The 15,824-nt window shown below is 66.3% G+C and carries 16 protein-coding genes and 1 riboswitch; of the genes, 3 read left to right on the top strand and 13 right to left on the bottom strand.

Features of this window, described 5'->3' with window-relative positions; genetic code table 11:
- Positions 1–11 precede the first annotated feature (11 nt).
- The 8 genes from IWX65_RS08715 to IWX65_RS08680 all read right to left on the bottom strand — a co-directional run bounded on the left by IWX65_RS08715 (position 12) and on the right by IWX65_RS08680 (position 6,155).
- Positions 12–1,340, bottom strand: a complete 1,329-nt coding sequence (locus IWX65_RS08715) for an MFS transporter (protein WP_196882074.1) — start codon at positions 1,338–1,340, stop codon at positions 12–14.
- A 30-nt stretch (positions 1,341–1,370) separates the two neighbouring features.
- Positions 1,371–2,225 (bottom strand): SseB family protein, encoded by an 855-nt coding sequence (locus tag IWX65_RS08710; protein ID WP_334683754.1) that lies wholly within the window; start codon positions 2,223–2,225, stop codon positions 1,371–1,373.
- On the bottom strand, positions 2,222–2,980 hold the full coding sequence (gene priA / locus IWX65_RS08705) for a bifunctional 1-(5-phosphoribosyl)-5-((5-phosphoribosylamino)methylideneamino)imidazole-4-carboxamide isomerase/phosphoribosylanthranilate isomerase PriA (protein WP_196882072.1): 759 nt from the start codon (positions 2,978–2,980) through the stop codon (positions 2,222–2,224). Before priA ends, IWX65_RS08710 begins: the two co-directional genes overlap by 4 nt.
- A gap of 66 nt (positions 2,981–3,046) precedes the next feature.
- Positions 3,047–3,199, bottom strand: a complete 153-nt coding sequence (locus IWX65_RS08700; RefSeq protein ID WP_196822007.1) for a hypothetical protein — start codon at positions 3,197–3,199, stop codon at positions 3,047–3,049.
- A gap of 2 nt (positions 3,200–3,201) precedes the next feature.
- Positions 3,202–3,840 (bottom strand): imidazole glycerol phosphate synthase subunit HisH, encoded by a 639-nt coding sequence (gene hisH / locus IWX65_RS08695; protein ID WP_196882069.1) that lies wholly within the window; start codon positions 3,838–3,840, stop codon positions 3,202–3,204.
- Positions 3,837–4,454, bottom strand: a complete 618-nt coding sequence (hisB, locus tag IWX65_RS08690) for an imidazoleglycerol-phosphate dehydratase HisB (protein WP_196882068.1) — start codon at positions 4,452–4,454, stop codon at positions 3,837–3,839. The genes hisH and hisB overlap by 4 nt, the downstream gene beginning before the upstream one ends.
- An 84-nt stretch (positions 4,455–4,538) precedes the next feature.
- On the bottom strand, positions 4,539–5,633 hold the full coding sequence (locus tag IWX65_RS08685; RefSeq protein ID WP_196882066.1) for a histidinol-phosphate transaminase: 1,095 nt from the start codon (positions 5,631–5,633) through the stop codon (positions 4,539–4,541).
- 102 nt (positions 5,634–5,735) lie between these two features.
- Positions 5,736–6,155: a LysM peptidoglycan-binding domain-containing protein gene (locus IWX65_RS08680; protein WP_196882064.1), complete on the bottom strand. Its 420-nt coding sequence runs from the start codon at positions 6,153–6,155 to the stop codon at positions 5,736–5,738.
- 418 nt (positions 6,156–6,573) lie between these two features.
- Here IWX65_RS08680 and lexA point away from each other — a divergent pair, with 418 nt between their 5' ends.
- The gene (gene lexA / locus IWX65_RS08675; protein ID WP_334683761.1) at positions 6,574–7,230 is read left to right on the top strand and encodes a transcriptional repressor LexA; all 657 of its coding nucleotides are present in this window, start codon (positions 6,574–6,576) and stop codon (positions 7,228–7,230) included.
- Here the strand turns inward: lexA and IWX65_RS08670 are convergent.
- Both IWX65_RS08670 and hflX read right to left on the bottom strand, forming a co-directional pair.
- Positions 7,227–9,269: an ATP-dependent DNA helicase gene (locus IWX65_RS08670; RefSeq protein WP_196882055.1), complete on the bottom strand. Its 2,043-nt coding sequence runs from the start codon at positions 9,267–9,269 to the stop codon at positions 7,227–7,229. The genes lexA and IWX65_RS08670 overlap by 4 nt on opposite strands.
- Positions 9,262–10,845, bottom strand: a complete 1,584-nt coding sequence (hflX, locus tag IWX65_RS08665) for a GTPase HflX (protein ID WP_196882053.1) — start codon at positions 10,843–10,845, stop codon at positions 9,262–9,264. The genes IWX65_RS08670 and hflX overlap by 8 nt, the downstream gene beginning before the upstream one ends.
- Before the next feature lie 157 nt (positions 10,846–11,002).
- Here hflX and IWX65_RS08660 point away from each other — a divergent pair, with 157 nt between their 5' ends.
- Together IWX65_RS08660 and IWX65_RS08655 are read left to right on the top strand one after the other, a co-directional pair.
- Positions 11,003–11,620 carry a class I SAM-dependent methyltransferase gene (locus IWX65_RS08660; protein ID WP_196882044.1) on the top strand — a complete coding sequence of 206 codons (618 nt, stop codon included), beginning with the start codon at positions 11,003–11,005 and terminating at the stop codon, positions 11,618–11,620.
- 135 nt (positions 11,621–11,755) lie between these two features.
- A riboswitch (cyclic di-GMP riboswitch) is annotated at positions 11,756–11,830 on the top strand.
- 181 nt (positions 11,831–12,011) lie between these two features.
- A complete protein-coding gene (locus tag IWX65_RS08655; protein WP_196882043.1) occupies positions 12,012–12,848 on the top strand; it encodes a response regulator transcription factor in 837 nt (278 codons plus the stop codon).
- Positions 12,849–12,859: 11 nt separating this feature from the next.
- On the opposite strand, the gene IWX65_RS08650 is transcribed toward IWX65_RS08655, so the two are convergent.
- The 3 genes from IWX65_RS08650 to miaA form a co-directional block, all read right to left on the bottom strand.
- Positions 12,860–13,321 carry an Hpt domain-containing protein gene (locus tag IWX65_RS08650; RefSeq protein ID WP_196882041.1) on the bottom strand — a complete coding sequence of 154 codons (462 nt, stop codon included), beginning with the start codon at positions 13,319–13,321 and terminating at the stop codon, positions 12,860–12,862.
- A 436-nt stretch (positions 13,322–13,757) separates the two neighbouring features.
- The gene (gene dapF, locus IWX65_RS08645; RefSeq protein ID WP_196882038.1) at positions 13,758–14,768 is read right to left on the bottom strand and encodes a diaminopimelate epimerase; all 1,011 of its coding nucleotides are present in this window, start codon (positions 14,766–14,768) and stop codon (positions 13,758–13,760) included.
- The gene (miaA, locus tag IWX65_RS08640; RefSeq protein ID WP_334683752.1) at positions 14,689–15,816 is read right to left on the bottom strand and encodes a tRNA (adenosine(37)-N6)-dimethylallyltransferase MiaA; all 1,128 of its coding nucleotides are present in this window, start codon (positions 15,814–15,816) and stop codon (positions 14,689–14,691) included. The genes dapF and miaA overlap by 80 nt, the downstream gene beginning before the upstream one ends.
- Positions 15,817–15,824 lie beyond the last annotated feature (8 nt).

The raw sequence follows: 15,824 nt of genomic DNA, 5'->3' as shown, positions 1-15,824 counted from the left end.
ACAGGGCGGCGTCAGCGGGAGTTCAGCACCCGCCGGCGCCGTACTTTCTGGGCAGCGATACCGCCCACGCCGAGAACTGCGGCAACCACCCCCACTGCGGTGAAGCCGCCCCACGGCCCGGTGACGTCGATCAGGACGCCGGCAAGCGGTGCACCCATCGCGACGCCGGAGGTCAGTGCGGATCCGTACCAGCCCATCGCTTCTCCCCGGCGGTCCTCCGTCACCAGGTCGGCGACTTTCTCGGAAGCTGCGGAGAGTACCGGTGCGCACAGGAGGCCGGGCAGGATCGAGAGCAGGCTCAGCGCCAGGGTGTCCTGCGCAAAACCCATGGGAATGGTCAGCACGCCCATGCCCAGCAGCAGGAGCAGGGGCGATACGGGCCGGCGGAGGGCACCGTAGACGAGTCCGCCGACGACCGATGCGGCGCACCATGCGAAGAAGACCAGTCCCAACTCCCCCGCCTTGCCGCTCTGCTCAAGGGTGGCCACGATGCCGACCTCCGTACCCGCCAGGACAAGCCCCGCTCCCGCGGCCACCATCATGACCACCGCGACCGGCACGGTGAGCCAGGCAAAGGAGCTGCGAAGCTTTCCACCGACGGCGAGCGGGAACCTCCGGGTAAGACGTTGGTCCGGCATGCGCCCGGCCAGCAGTTCGGCTCCGGCCTCGGCCACTCCTCCCGGTGCGGACGCGACGACTGCCTCTGCCGTTAGGACGCCGTCCTCCGATGGAGTCGGTGCCGGCAGTGCTCCGGGCTGGCCACTCCGGGTGGGTGGATTGAACCACATCAGGAAGAGCCCGGCGAGCGCAGTGGCGAACCCGATCAGGGTGAGCCCGAACACCGTCGATACCTGTGTTGCCAGCACCACGCCCACTGCCGGTCCCACCATGAAGATCACTTCGGTGCTGATTGCATCCAGTGTGAAGGCGGTCCGACGGGAGTCGCCGCTGACGAGCACGCCGAGGGACTGGCGCACCACCGAGAATGCGGGAAGGGTGAAGAGCCCGCCCACCAGCGCGGCGACCAGCAGCCATTCGTACGGTAGCCGCGGTGCGATGGACCAGATGAGGGCCTCGGCGATGATCGAGGGGACCAGCGCCCTCCTCAGGCCAACACTGTCGATGCGGCGGCCCCGCCAGGGAGCTCCGATCGCGATGCCGATCGTTACCAGTGCGGCAACGGCCCCGGCGGCAGCGTAGCCGCGGTCGAGGGTCTGAACCACGTGGAGGGTCAGGAGGACACCGGCCGCGGAGTGGGGGAAACGTGCGATCATGCCGACGATCAGCAGCCTGCGGACGGGCACGATCCGCAGGAGCTCGCGGTAGACGGCGAAATTCACTGGTTGTTCTTTCTGGGCGGATCTGGAAGGTCAACGGGTGAGTTTTACCTCGAGTGAGTCGACACCCTCGACGAACCCGCGGTCCGTCTGGAGCGCCGATCGGAACCGACGGACGAGCGCGTCGACCTCACCGGGGGAAAGATCCGGCACGAGCCTGAGGTCCATGCGAAGCTCCGGTCCGGCTCCGCCGCCGAGGGCAAGCCTACCGTCCGCGGAGAGCGCCGGGACGCCCGACCCCAGCCCCAGGCGTACCTCGAGGATGCTGTCCTCCTGTCCGCTGATGGCCGCGACGATCTCCACCAGCCGTTCGTCCCGGTAGGACGGGACCCAGGCGAGCTGCTGTGCCAATGCCCACACCGCGGGTCTGCGCACCACAAAGGTGAACGGGGACCCCGGGTCGACTACCAGGAGCTCGGCCTCTTCGGCTACCGCAGCCAGTGCCGCGCGGGGCGTATACGCCGCCACGGGGCGGGCACCCGGGTGCCAGGCGACCAGGCCTGCCGCAGTGCTGAAAACAGGGAGCGCCGTTCGGCCATCCGGCGCCTTGAGTGTCACCAGGGCCATGTCGGCCTCCTGGTCCGCCACGCCCCCACGCACCCCCTCGACCGCCAACGTCACCTCGGCGACGATGGGAATGAATACCCGTGCCGACGCCAGCGCGCTGACCACGGATTCCTCCTGCGGCACCGTGCCGGAACTCCGGTCGAACAACCCCTCGATGGCGGTGGTGTAGCCGGTGTCGGCCCGCCCGTCGTCGTCGTCGAAGTTGTGCAACGGGTTCCCCTGGCCGGCGAGGTCCCGACCGGCCCACGGCCGTCCGGCGGAGTCCGCCAAATTACCGGCCAGTGCAGCCTCTATATGGGCCGGGAGCTTCCTTGCTGTCACCCCAGGGATTCCGGGTGGCCCGCTACGTCGAGCGCCTCCGGGAGGGTGAACGCCCCGGCGTAGAGTGCCTTGCCGACGATGGCACCCTCCAGTCCCCGGGGAACCAGCCGGCGGAGCGCTGCCAGGTCATCAAGGCTTGAGATACCGCCGGATGCGACAACGGGCCGTGAGGTCCTGGCGAGGACCTGCTCCAGGAGTTCGATGTTGGGTCCGCGCAGGGTGCCGTCCTTGGTGACATCGGTGACAACATATCGGGCGCACCCGGCGTCCTCGAGTCGCTGCAGGACCTCCCACAGGTCGCCGCCGTCTTCGGTCCAGCCGCGAGCGGCAAGCGTAGTTCCACGGACGTCGAGTCCGACGGCGATCGCGTCACCGTAGCGGGCGATCGCGCGTGCCGTCCACTCGGGGTTCTCGAGTGCCGCAGTTCCGAGGTTGACCCGCTCGGCGCCGAGTTCGAGGGCCGCATCCAGGGAGGCATCATCCCGGATCCCGCCGGACAGCTCCACCTTGATGTCGAGCTTTCGAACAACCTTCTCCAGGAGGTCGCGGTTCGAACCGCGACCGAAGGCGGCGTCGAGGTCCACGAGATGCACCCACTCGGCGCCGTCCTTCTGCCAGGCCATCGCCGCGTCGAGCGGATCGCCGTAGTCGGTCTCACTGCCCGCTTCCCCCTGCACGAGGCGCACGGCCTGGCCGTCCGCCACGTCGACGGCGGGAAGAAGTTCCAGGATGGGGGTCTCGGTGAACGGGCTCATGCTCTACTTTCAGCTTGGCGAATGGTGATCGGGTAGCACTGCGGTATGAAGGGAGACGCGTCGGATTCAAGGAAGGGTGAGCAGGTAGGCGGCCACCAGCGACATCGCCGCAAGAACCCAGAAGCTGATGATCAGGAGTTTCGGGAGACCCTGGCTGCGGAAGGACAGCGCTCCGCCGATCAGGAGTCCGGCCAGGCCCATCATCACGATGCTCCACATTGCTACCGTAGACCGCCGATCCAGTTCCGCAGCAACTGCGCCCCGGCATCGCCCGACTTCTCAGGGTGAAACTGGGTTGCGCTCAGCGGACCGTTCTCGACAGCCGCGATGAAGGGCCCCCCGTGGGCGGACCAGGTGACCAGCGGAGGCTTCATGGCGGGCTGGGTGACATCGAACTTCCAGTCCTGCACGCCGTAGGAGTGCACGAAGTAGAAGCGCTCATCCGCGATGCCATCGAACAGGACGGATCCTTCCGGGGCCGACACGGTGTTCCATCCCATGTGCGGCACGACATCGGCCTTCAGCCGCTCCACGGTGCCCGGCCATTCCCCCATGCCCGGAACCCTTGTATCGTGTTCGACGCTGTCCTCGAAAAGGACCTGCAGCCCAACGCAGATTCCGAGGACCGCGCGCCCGCCGGCCACCCGCCGGCCGATCATGCGCAGGGCATCGACCTCTTTCAGCCCCTTCATAACGGTTTCGAACGCGCCCACCCCTGGGACGAGGAGGCCGTCGGCCTCGAGCACGTCCGCCGGCTTGGCACTGAGGGTCACCTCCGCGCCCACATGCTCCAGTGCGCGCACGACTGATCGGACGTTGCCCGACCCGTAGTCGAGCACCGTGATGCGGCGCGCGCTCACAGCGCTCCCTTGGTGGAGGGGATACCATTGACCCGCGGATCCGGTTCAACTGCCGCCCGGAGGGCCCGTGCCAGGGCCTTGAACTGGGCTTCGACGATGTGGTGCGGGTCGCGGCCGGCCACCAGTGTCACGTGGAGGCAGATCTGCGCGTGCAGCGCGATCGCCTCGAACACGTGCCGGGTCAGCGAACCGGTGAAGTGCCCGCCGATCAGGTGGTATTCCTGGCCGGCGGGTTCCCCGCCGTGCACGAGGAAGGGCCTGCCCGAGATATCGACGACGGCGTTCGCCAGCGCCTCGTCGAGTGGAACGGTCGCCTCCCCGAACCGGCGAATGCCGGCCTTCGTTCCCAACGCTTCACGCAACGCTTCGCCGAGGGCGATTGCGGTGTCCTCGACGGTGTGGTGGACATCTATGTGGGTGTCTCCGGTTGATTTCACCGTCATGTCGATGAGTGAGTGCTTCGCCAGTGCAGTCAGCATGTGGTCGTAGAACGGCACCGTGGTACTGATCTCCGACTCCCCGGTCCCGTCGAGATCGATTTCGACGAGCACGCTGGATTCGCTGGTGGTGCGCTCGATCCGCGCAGTGCGGCCGGCGGAAATCTCCACGGTCATGGCGGTCCTTCGGTAGGTTGGGTGCTGCACCCAGGTCGGGGGCGATCGGGCCGCCCTCTTTGGTACCAGTCTAGGAGACAGTCCTTACAGGAGGGTGCGGAGGGTGTCGAGGAACACTGTGGTCTCCGACTCAGTGCCGGCCGTCACCCGGAGGTGGCCTTCGATGCCGACGTCGCGGATCAGGACCCCTGCGTCGAGCAGCCCGCTCCACACAGCACGGGGATCGTCCAGGCCGCCGAAGAAGACGAAGTTCGCATCCGAGGGAGCCGGTGACAGTCCCAGTTCCCGCAATTCGGCCACGATGCGGTCGCGCTGTGCCTTGATGGCCTCGACGTTGGCGAGCAGGGTGTCGGAGTGGGTCAGGGCGGCGTTGGCTGCCGCCTGGGTGATCGCGGAAAGGTGGTACGGAAGCCGAACCAGGCGAAGCGCATCGGCGATTTCGGGCGCGGCCGCGAGGTAGCCGAGCCGCGCTCCGGCCAACGCGAAGGCCTTACTCATGGTGCGGGACACGATGAGGCGCTCCCTGCCGGGCAGGAGCGTCAGCGCGCTGCTGGTACCCGACGTCGCGAACTCGCCGTAGGCCTCGTCGACGATGATGATGGCCCGCTCCTTCTCCCCCGCCTCGTAGGCTGCCTCGACGACGTCGAGGCCGAGCGCCGTACCGGTGGGGTTGTTGGGTGAACAGAGGAATACGATGTTCGCCCGTGACTCGCGGACGTGCCGGGCGGTGTCGGATGCGGTCATCTCGAACGCCGCGCGCCGTCCGGCCGTGACGTACCGGGTGTCCGTACTGCTGGCCAGGAGCGGGTACATGGAGTACGTCGGAGGGAACCCGAGGGCTGTCCGCCCCGGGCCGCCGAACGCCTGAAGGATCTGCTGGAGCACCTCGTTCGAACCGTTGGCTGCCCAGATCTGATCCGGGGTAATGCCATGGCCGAGATAGGCCGCCAGATTGACACGCAGCTCCGTGAACTCCCGGTCCGGGTACCGGTTGAGCCCGCGAGTAGCTACTTCCACGGCCGCGACGATCGCTGCGGAGACGTCCGCCGGAACGCCGTGCGTGTTCTCGTTCACATTGAGGAGGATCGGCACATCGATCTGCGGCGCCCCGTACGGGAGGAGCCCTACGAGATTGTTCCTCAGCGGGAGATGGGCAAGTGCCTCTTCACGGTCCGTCACCCTGCAAGTTTAATCGATGGGCGGGCCGTCCGGAGAATTGGACCATCCGGCCACGCTTGCGGAGTCCACTCTCCGAACCGGTGTTCCCCAGCGAATCGGCTATCAGCCGCCGACCGGCACCGCGAGGGATTGACCTGCCTGGACCACCGAGGATTTGAGGCCGTTGAGTTCAACCAGCTCAGCCACGAACTCACGGGGATCGCGGTCCGGCGCAAACTCTCCGGCAAGCCCCCACAGGGTCTCCCCCTGGCCCACACTGACGTTGATGGTTTCAGTAGGTGCTGGCTCGCTGTCCATCGCCTTGGCCTGGGAGGTGAGCGAAACCCCGAATATCAGAACCAACGCCACGAGCAGAACCGTGGGAAGGCCCACCAGCACAAGCCGCCCACGCCGTGTCAGATGAATCGGGGCGGACTTCGTACTCGGCGAAGGCCGGTCCGCCACCACTTCACGGAGCGCGTCGTTCGAACGATTGCCGTCGACGAGCGGAGTGCTGGTCCTGACGATGGTGAGTGCTGCCATGGCTGTACCTCTTTCGGATCTTCGAATCGGTCGGACGGCACTGAATCGTGAATTAGAACACGTATTCGATTTTCTTCCTGCTTATTTTTAGCACCTGCGAACGAGCTTTGTCGAGACTCACTCGAACATATGTTTGAAATCACGCCGCGGGTGTTCTAGCGTTGACATCGAAGCAGGATGCAGAGTGGATACCCGGTGGACTTGCTGCTTTCCACATCACCACCCGCCACCGACAAAACAGGCCGGCGGCGTCTGATGAACCGGACACGGGGCACCAAGGAGAGGACGACCGGTGGCAGAGCACGAGGCGGCAGAGCATGGAGTTTCCGGCCCCACGCTGAAGGAGGTTCCGGCAGCAGAGGGCGGCGCTGTCAGCGCAGGGCGGGGGCGCCCACGGGGCCGTGCGGTCGGCAAGGGACTGACCGACCGGCAGAAGACGATTCTCGAGACGATCCAGCGGTCGATCGGTTCGAACGGGTATCCGCCCTCGATGCGAGAGATCGGCGACGTCGTCGGCCTGGCGAGCCTGTCAAGCGTCACGCACCAGTTGGCCCAACTCGAGCGCCTTGGCTATATCCGCCGCGATCCGAAGCGCCCGAGGGCCATGGAGATCCTTCTTCCACTGACGCTGACCGACGCCACGGAGCCCGAGAATCCGGATTTCCCAGCAGGGACGGGGAGCCTGCATCGGGGTGCCGTCGACACCGCGATGGTGCCGCTCGTCGGCCGCATCGCAGCCGGTGGGCCCATTCTCGCCGACCAGGTGGTCGAAGAAATCCTGCCCCTCCCCCGCCAACTGGTGGGCCACGGCGAACTGTTCATGCTGAAAATCTCGGGTGACTCGATGATCGATGCCGCCATCTGCGATGGCGACTGGGTGGTGGTCCGCCGGCAGCAGAGCGCCCTCAACGGCGACATCGTCGCCGCGCTGCTCGACGACGAGGCGACGGTGAAGACGTTCCGCCAGCGTGACGGTCACACCTGGCTGCTGCCGCAGAACACCCGCTACGAACCCATCCTTGGCGACCATGCGAGCATCATGGGCAAAGTCGTCTCGGTGCTGAGGGCCCTCTAGCCCACCCGGGCGTCCGGCGCGGGAGCAGCGAGCCGCTCAAGGATTCCGAGAGCGATCGCCCGGTCCGTCGTTGTCCAGAAGGGCGGCAGCGCTGCACGGAGGAATCCCCCGTAGCGGGCATTCGCGAGCCGTGAATCGAGCACCGCCACCATACCCCGGTCACCCGACGCCCGGATCAGGCGCCCTGCGCCCTGGGCGAGGCGGACAGCGGCATGGGTCGCTGACACACTCATGAAGCCATTGCCACCCGCACGCGCGACGGCGCGGGTCCTCGCCGTCATCAGCGGGTCGTCAGGACGTGGGAATGGAATCCGGTCGATCACCACGAGCCGGCAGGCATTGCCCGGCACGTCGACGCCCTGCCAGAGGGACAGGGTGCCGAACAGACAGGTGTCCGGTTCCTCCGAGAATTGCCGCACGAGGGATGACAGGGATGATTCGCCCTGACAGAGGATCTCGAAACCCACCTTCGGCCTCAGCGCCTCGGCTGCCTCCTCGGCTGCACGCTTCGAGGAGAAGAGCCCCAGCGCGCCTCCCCGTGAGGCAGTGAGAAGGGCCTCGAGTTCCGCCAACTGGGCACCTGAGGTGCCGCGCTCCGGTTTCGGGAGATCCTTCGCAACATACAGCACCCCCTGGCGGGGGTAATCGAAGGGGCTGCCGACGTCCACTCCGGTCCAGGCCGGCGCGCCGTCACCAGCAAGGCCGAGCGACCCGGCGACGGGGCCGAATTCCGCGCCGATCGCAAGGGTAGCCGACGTGAGGATCACAGTATGATCCGCGAACAGACCCTCGCGCAGCCTGCCGGCCACGGAGAGCGGAGCGACGTTCAGGGTAGCCGGAGCACTGTCGTCGGGAATTCCATAGCCGGAACCCGGAGTGAAGGAACTGGCGCGCGAAGCCCACACCACCTCGTTCGACGTAGAGGCGGCGAGGATCCGCTCGCACAGATCGAAGATGAGGGTCAATCGCGCGCGCGCCATTTGCCGGCCGCCGTCGGCGTCGCCGGTTTTGCCGTCGGTCTTCGTGTCCGACAGGGCAGCACGGCAGGCACTCCGCACCTGGTCCAGCGACTGTTCGACCGCCTCGGGCAGCCCTCCGGGCAGCAGGCCCGATGGAAGAAGCTCGGCGGCGGCCTCGAAAGCACTTCCCGCACTGTCCAGTACACCTGTTCCGATGGAGGCGTGCCGCCGCAGCGCGGTCGACGCCGCGCTGATCATCGCCGGGGCGAGCTGCCCCGACACCGCACCTGTCACGCGGTCGTGAAGCTCGTGCGCTTCGTCGATGACGACGACGTCGTACTCCGGGAGGACGGCGAGGCCCTCGAACGCACTGATCGCCAGCATCGCATGGTTGGTGATGATGATGTCCGCGTCCGCAGCGGCTCCCCGCGCTTTCTCGCTGAAGCACTCCTCCGCAGCAGGACAGCGCTGGGCGCCAAGGCACTCCATGCTGCTGACGGAGACCTGGCGCCACGCACGGTCGCTGACACCGGGAAGAAGTTCGTCCCGGTCGCCGGTGTCGGTTTCCTCGGCCCATTCCCGCACGCGGACCACCTCCTTCCCGAGCGCGCTGGAAGGCGACGCGGCGAAGGAGCCGGGTGCCGGGTGCGGAGCGGCATCCTCCCCGAGGCTGAAGAGCGCATCCGGGACGTCGTCCTCGGGGAACCCGCCGCCGACCTTGTGTTTGCAGAGGTAGTTCGCCCTGCCCTTGAGGAGGGCGACGTCGACCGGCCGCGGAAGATGCTCACCGACCGATTCGAGAAGGCGCGGAAGATCCCGGCCGACGATTTGCGCCTGGAGTGCGAGCGTCGCTGTGGACACCACCGACGGCCGCTCGCTTTCCATGGCATGGGCGATGAGCGGTACGAGGTAGGCCAGTGACTTACCGGTTCCCGTCCCGGCCTGCACCAGAAGATGGCTGCCGGTGGCGATGGCCTCACTGACCTGGCGAACCATCTTCTGCTGCCCGGTACGGCTTTCGCCACCCATGGCCACGACGGCGGCATCGAGCAGTGTCAGGGCGTCGGGCCCCTCACTCATGCCGGAGATACGGTTCCAGTTCCGCAGCGAGGGCCTCCCGGACCATGACGTCGAGCCGGGTGCCCTCGCCGACATGCTCCAATCCGAGGATCTCGGCGTCCTCCTGATGGAGCCGGCTGAGAACTTCGCCGTGCTCGTAGGGCACCAGGAGTTCCATCCGAACCCCTGGGCGGGGAATTGCCTCGCTGATCAGATTGCGAAGCTCATCGAGCCCGGCGCCTGTCCGGGCGGAAACCACGACATTGCGGGGTTCACGCTGGCGCAGGCGTTCGATGACGAAGGGGTCGGCCGCATCGGCCTTGTTGAGCACGATGATCTCGGGAATGTCACGCGCCTCGACCTCGGTCATCACGGCGCGGACCGCTGCAATCTGGCCTTCGGGGTCGGGATGGGAGGCATCGACTACATGCAGGATGAGATCGGAATCGGCAACTTCCTCCAGCGTGGAACGGAACGCCTCGACGAGCTGGGTCGGAAGCGACCGCACGAATCCCACGGTGTCGGCCAGTGTGTAACCGATGCCGTCGGCCGTTTCGGCCCTCCGTACTGTGGGATCGAGGGTTGCAAAAAGCGCGTTCTCCACGAGGACGCCCGCATCGGTGAGCCGGTTGAGCAGCGATGACTTTCCGGCGTTGGTGTAGCCGGCGATAGCCACCGAGGGGACCTGGTTCCGCCGGCGGTTCGATCGCTTGGTGTCCCGTGCAGGCTTCATCCCCGCGATCTCCCGGCGGAGTTTCGCCATGCGCGTGCGGATCTTCCGCCGGTCGAGCTCGATCTTCGTCTCGCCCGGGCCACGCGAACCCATGCCAGCGCTTGCGCTGCCGACCTGGCCGCCGGCCTGGCGGGACATGGACTCACCCCAGCCGCGAAGGCGAGGGAGGAGGTACTCGAGCTGGGCGAGTTCCACCTGGGCCTTGCCCTCCCGGGACTTCGCATGCTGGGCGAAGATGTCGAGGATCAGGGCGGTCCGGTCAATGACTTTGACCTTCACGATGTCCTCGAGTCCTCGCCGCTGGGAAGGGGACAGTTCGCTGTCCACGATGACCGTGTCGGCACCCGTCGCCGTGACGATGTCCTTCAGTTCCTGTGCTTTACCCGAGCCGAGGAAGGTTGCGGGATCCGGCTTGAGCCTGCGCTGAACCATTCCATCAAGAACTTCCGATCCTGCGGTCTCAGCCAGGGCGGCAAGCTCCTGCAGGGAGTTTTCAGCGTCCTGCGCCGTCCCCTCCGTCCACAGGCCGGCAAGCACCACCCGCTCCAGCCGCAGCTGTCGGTATTCGACCTCGGTGACGTCCTCGAGCTCCGTCGAGAGCCCGGCCACCCGGCGTAGCGCACGGCGCTCCGCGAGATCCTGCTGGTCGCCGTCGAAGGAGAACCGTTCATCGGCCTCCTCAGAAATCGCCTGGGCCCGAGAGCGCCACGTGCGCTCATGAGGAGACGAGGCGGTTTCCTGTCCCTGCCCGCCCGAGGACTTTGCCGAAGCTGCCTCGTCATGTGCGAGGATTCGGTCGATAACGGCCTGGATCTCTTCCGGTCCCATGTCGGCACCGGTGGATCCTCCGGAGTTCGTGGTCATATTCTCCCTTGTAACAGTGGACTTCAATTCTAGTTCCCTTCCGCCGTTCCGTTCCAGCACTTCACTCTGCGCGGAACCGCAGCATCCTCTTCCGTGGGGGCGGGCGGTTTCACCCCCCGTGCCGGGAGGGAGGCGCTGTCGGCACTAGGCTTCTGCCATGGACTCCCAGCATTACTTCACCGCCAAGCCCGCAGGACCGGAGGTGCGCCGCCCACTCTCCGTCGTCCTCGATGGACAGCGCAGGGAACTGGTGACATCGTCCGGTTTGTTCAGCCCCGACGGCGTCGACAAGGGTACGGCCATTCTGTTGGATGCCGTACCTCGGCCGTCGGGAGCCCGGCTCCTGGACATCGGTTGCGGCTGGGGTGCGCTCGCGCTGAGCATGGCTCTCAAGGCGCCGGCGGCAGCTGTCTACGCAGTGGACGTCAATGAGCGCTGCCTCGCACTCACCCGCGACAATGCCGCGAGGCTCGGGCTGCCGAACGTCCACGTCAGCACGCCCGACGGCGTCGACCCTACCCTCGAATTCGACACGGTGTGGTCCAACCCTCCCATCCGCATCGGCAAGCAGGAGCTCCATGCGCTCCTGCTTGCCTGGCTCCCGAGGCTTGCGCCCGACGGCGATGCCTGGCTGGTGGTGCAGAAGAACCTCGGCGCCGACTCGCTGCAGCGGTGGCTGGCGGAGTCGCTGCCGGAAGGCTTCGCCGTGCAACGCGCGGACACCTCGAAGTCGTTTCGGGTGCTCCACGTGAAGCGGGGCAACTCGCCAATCTGAGGAAGCGCGGCGGGTTCAAGCGACGGGTACTCGTGCGGATGCCGTCGGTGCGGCCCGTGAGAAAGGCGTCATCGAGTCGGTAGTCGACGAGCGATCCACCCTGATAAAGTCCGTGAACATGTATGGGCATTCGCCCATTGATAAGGGCAAACCTGGTGCAAGCCAGGGACGCAAAGCCACGGGACCCACGCGGTTAGCCGGGCTACCGAACAGCAAAGGTCTCAACCATGCCGTACACATGCTTATTGGAAGCGTCGGTATTTGTTGCTTTCCCGGGCACTGCTGCCCCCGGAACACGGGCGAACATGCCCTGCGCTTCCTTTCCTCGGGTTTCGTGCAGAACGGGCGGTTCGGGTGCACCCGTCCGAAGAACTGCGACCGAGGCCTCGGCATGAGTACCGAAACCTCCGTCAGAAGTCCTGAGCAGGGGTCAGCCGTCGTCATCGAGGATGACATCGATATCCGGAACATCGTTGTCGCTGTGCTGCGGCAGGCAGGTTTCGACGTCCACTCCGAAGCAACGGGACGGGACGGAGTGGAGGTGGTGCGCAGGAACGCCCCGACGGTTGTGACACTCGACGTCGGTCTGCCCGACATCGACGGCTACGAGGTGCTCCGGCGTATCCGGAACATCAGTGACTGCTACGTCATCATGCTCAGTGCCCGAGCCGATGAACTGGATACCCTCACGGCCCTGCAGGCCGGAGCTGACGACTACCTGATCAAGCCCTTCCGTCCACGGGAGCTGAGGGCGAGGATCGATGCGATGTTGCGTCGGCCACGAATCGAGGCGACCCGTCCGCTCGGGCTGCCGGTTCCACCCAGCACTTCTCCGCCCGCTCCCGCCGCTGCCCCCACCGTTGCCGCTGTCCTGAGGAATTCTGCGGTGCTTCAGCACGGTGATCTGGTTCTTGATCGGGAAGCCCGGACGGCGAAGCTGGCCGACGAGGAACTGCTCCTGACAAGGAGTGAATTCGATCTGCTGCACGACCTGCTGCGAAGTAACGGAGCCGTCCGGACGAGGTCCGCACTCGTCGGGGTTGTCCGGGGCGAGGATTACCGGGGATATTCGTATGTCAGCGACGCGGATCAGCGCGCGATCGAGGTCCACATCGGGAATCTGCGCCGGAAGCTCTCCAACAACGCGCGTTCTCCTGACCTCATCACCACGGTTCGGGGCATCGGGTACCGGCTCGTCCCTTCACCCGGGCAGCAGCCGGTTCCGTAGGAGCGCAGTCCTCACAGGTCCGGGGGTATGTAGGTGTCGAGGAGTTCCGAGGTGGTGTCGGAGCCGCAGGCCTCGACGTACGCGAGGGTCCGGGCGGCGGCATCCATGTCGTTGGCCTCGATGAGCTTTTCGAACCAGGCAGCGAGATAAGCAAGCCGCGCCGCTCCGACCATCGTCGAGGTGACCTTCACACTCAGCGCAGCCTCCTTCGCCCCCGCTTTGTCCCGGTCCTCCACGAAGCGGACCAGGCGCCGATATTTCCCGTCCCAGGACTGCGCGAAGTCCCGGGCGAACGCATGCACCACCGTCGGGCTGTCGAAATCCTTCTCCAGTTCACGAAGCACGTTCCGGTCCACCAACGGCTCGCACTCGCTGCACGCTGAGGAGGATCCGGAGTGGACCTGCCCGCAGCCGAAGCCCGTATGGTCATCCGGGAGCCCGTCGCCGGCGGAAGGGAAGTGAGTGGAGGGCACCTCCGAATGTTACGTGTATCCCGGCGGGAAAATCATTGTTTTCGTCCAACCTGCGTAAACCTTGCGCTTTGTGTTTTCCGGTCCGGGGAATCTGCCCGATGCCGTGGCTGAGCCCCTGGTGACGCGCCTGTCAGGGGGCACGGATACGAGGCCGAACCTGCCCGCTTCCCGTCCGTGCCCGCACCACACCCTCCTCCGAGAGAGTAGTCGAACAGGGCAGATGTCAGGGGCGTCCCGCGCCCTGCAGCACCGTGGCGGATGTCCCGTCTGGTGTCAGCGCAGTTCAACGAAAGGTGACGTCGTTACGGGCTGTACGGACCCGGCCCAAGGGGTCCGGACGCTGCTGTCGACGCACCGAACGTCAGCGTCTGTGCACCTCGGACGATCCTGCGGAAACCCTGCCTGACCCCGATCTCCAACACGGGGATGCGTGCGGTCAGTGGGAAAGGGCTTGCAACGACGCCGGAAACAGTACGCCCTCGGCGACCAGTTCAGCCGGTCCGCTCAGTTCGACGTGCTCCAGTCCGTCCACGCCCACATGGAAGACGACGCCGACCACGCCTCCCGGCACCCCGACGGCCCAACGGGAGGGAGCCGAATCCCCCGCCCAGTACCGGATTGCAGCGGCCGCCGCGCAGGCTCCCGTGCCACAGGACTGCGTCTCTCCCACACCGCGCTCATGGACGCGCATGGTGACGACACCGACGCCGTCCTCGACCAATGGGTCGTTGGGCACGACCAACTCGACGTTGGTGCCCTGGGCAGGGAACGGTTCCACGGCCGGGGCAGTGTGCAGGGCCGCGGCAGTCAACTCCCCGAGACTTGCCAGTGCGACGACGGTGTGCGGGTTCCCCATGCTGACCGACAGGGCGGGGCGTGCCACGTCGAGTCCCTGGATTTCCACCAGGGAATCCGTGCCGCGGGCCACCGCGGTATCCGGGTGGATGAATTCCCAGGGGCCCATGTCCACCGAGTAACCGTCAGCGGACGCCGCGACGACCTTGACGCCGCCGCGGGTGGCGACGGAAACGGTTGCTCCGCCGTCGAGCGAGACGAACCCCTTGACGACCAGGAAATGGACGAACACCCGTACGCCGTTCCCGCACATCTCCGAGGTTGTTCCGTCGCCGTTCCAATAGTCCATGAACCACATGGCGTCGGGAGCGCTCTGCAGCAATGCCCTGCCTTCGGGGATCTGTTCCGACCGCACTGCGCGGATCAATCCGTCCGCTCCGATACCCCGATGTCGATCGCACACGGCGGCGACACTCCTGCTGTCGAGGTCGAACCGCCCCTCGGGATCAAGGATCAGGAGGAAGTCATTGCCCGTCCCGTGCCCTTTGGTGAAGGGAACACCGGCGAGCGGACTAGTGGAATCCTGCTGCGTTCGAACTGGCACGGTCACCCTCCTGGGTTGGAACTGGCTGATCCGGATCTTGTCGGGCATACGACCCACCCTGTAGGAGATCGAGACACTTCCCGAGCAGCCGCGGATCCTCACCATCCAGCCAGTCCACGCGGGGGTCTCCACGGAACCAGGTGAGTTGACGCTTGGCGAAACGCCGCGTTGCGACGATCGTGTCCTCGACGGCGGCTTCCGCCGGCATTGCTCCCTCGAGCACTCTCAGGAACTGAGCATAGCCCAGCGCCCGGGACGCCGTCCGTCCCTCCCTCAGCCCCTGGTCGACCAGCTGTTCCACCTCGGAACGCAAACCGTCCTCCACCATCGTGTGGACGCGTGTCGCGAGACGCAGCCGGAGCCTGTCCCGGTCCACCTCCAACCCCACCTGGATGGCGGACTGGTAATAGCGGCGCTCGGGCATGAAGGAGCTGAAAGGGCGTCCGGTCAGCTCGGTGACTTCGAGCGCCCGGACGAGCCGGCGGTTGTCAGCGACCCTCGCGGCCGACGCCGGGTCGACCCTCGCCAACCGGTCCCGCAACGCCGCTGCCCCCTTGTCCTGGAGTTCCTCCTCGAGACGCTGCCTTACTGCAGGGTCGGTACCCGGAAACTCGAGACAGTCGAGAACAGCCCGCACGTACATCCCCGAACCTCCTACGAGGATCGGCACCTTCCCGCGCATCCGGATCTCCTCGATGGCCGCCCGCGCCGTGAACTGGTAAGCGGCAACGCTGGCCTCCTCCTGGATCGAGAGGGTGTCAAGAAGGTGATGGGGGACGCCCCCGCGCTCCTCCATCGGGAGCTTCGCGGTGCCGATGTCCATGCCGCGATAAAACTGCATCGCATCGGCATTGATGATCTCACCGTCGAGCGCAAGCGCCAGCTGGACGGCGAGGTCCGATTTTCCGGAACCGGTGGGACCGACGACCGCGACGACCGCTCCGGAGGAGGGCGCCGCGGGCGAAACCTTTCGGGCAACTGGGACCCGCCCGGAGACGGCCGTCCGTCCATCGGTCCACACGGGCCGATCAGCTGGCGCCGGCTGAGGGGCGGGCGCAGGCTGCGGGGCGGGCGACATGCGGCTGGTTGCCGACATCAGGAGAT

The organism is Arthrobacter sp. CAN_A214, from assembly GCF_015751955.1.
Taxonomy (GTDB): domain Bacteria; phylum Actinomycetota; class Actinomycetes; order Actinomycetales; family Micrococcaceae; genus Arthrobacter_D.
The sequence above is the reverse complement of the archived record's forward strand: the minus strand, read 5'-3'. Positions and strand labels throughout refer to the sequence as shown.

Coding starts and splice junctions, on each gene's coding strand:
- hflX (WP_196882053.1), bottom strand. CDS start 10,845: ATGACCACGAACTCCGGAGGATCCACCGGTGCCGACATGGGACCGGAA.
- IWX65_RS08700 (WP_196822007.1), bottom strand. CDS start 3,199: ATGTGGAGCATCGTGATGATGGGCCTGGCCGGACTCCTGATCGGCGGA.
- dapF (WP_196882038.1), bottom strand. CDS start 14,768: ATGCCCGACAAGATCCGGATCAGCCAGTTCCAACCCAGGAGGGTGACC.
- IWX65_RS08660 (WP_196882044.1), top strand. CDS start 11,003: ATGGACTCCCAGCATTACTTCACCGCCAAGCCCGCAGGACCGGAGGTG.
- miaA (WP_334683752.1), bottom strand. CDS start 15,816: ATGTCGGCAACCAGCCGCATGTCGCCCGCCCCGCAGCCTGCGCCCGCC.
- IWX65_RS08680 (WP_196882064.1), bottom strand. CDS start 6,155: ATGGCAGCACTCACCATCGTCAGGACCAGCACTCCGCTCGTCGACGGC.
- IWX65_RS08670 (WP_196882055.1), bottom strand. CDS start 9,269: ATGAGTGAGGGGCCCGACGCCCTGACACTGCTCGATGCCGCCGTCGTG.
- IWX65_RS08655 (WP_196882043.1), top strand. CDS start 12,012: ATGAGTACCGAAACCTCCGTCAGAAGTCCTGAGCAGGGGTCAGCCGTC.
- priA (WP_196882072.1), bottom strand. CDS start 2,980: ATGAGCCCGTTCACCGAGACCCCCATCCTGGAACTTCTTCCCGCCGTC.
- hisB (WP_196882068.1), bottom strand. CDS start 4,454: ATGACCGTGGAGATTTCCGCCGGCCGCACTGCGCGGATCGAGCGCACC.